Here is a 218-nt window from a genome sequence, read left to right as displayed (position 1 = left end):
GCCTAAGGTGGGACAGATGATTGGGGTGAAGTCGTAACAAGGTAGCCGTATCGGAAGGTGCGGCTGGATCACCTCCTTTCTATGGAGAATTGATGAACGCTGTTCATCAATAAAGTTTCCGTGTTTCGTTTTGTTCAGTTTTGAGAGAACTATCTCTCATATATAAATGTATGTTCTTTGAAAACTAGATAACAGTGTAGCTCATATTTTTTAATTTT

The 218-nt window shown here is 38.5% G+C and carries 1 rRNA gene; it reads left to right on the top strand.

What is annotated here, in order from left to right:
• Nucleotides 1-79: ribosomal RNA gene (locus tag MR107_RS31095) — 16S ribosomal RNA — on the top strand; the annotation flags it as partial.
• Nucleotides 80-218 lie beyond the last annotated feature (139 nt).

Source organism: Bacillus cereus group sp. BfR-BA-01441 (genome assembly GCF_022663075.1).
Taxonomy (GTDB): domain Bacteria; phylum Bacillota; class Bacilli; order Bacillales; family Bacillaceae_G; genus Bacillus_A; species Bacillus_A cereus.
Note: the sequence above shows the minus strand (reverse complement) of the source record. Positions and strands in the feature narration are given on the sequence as shown.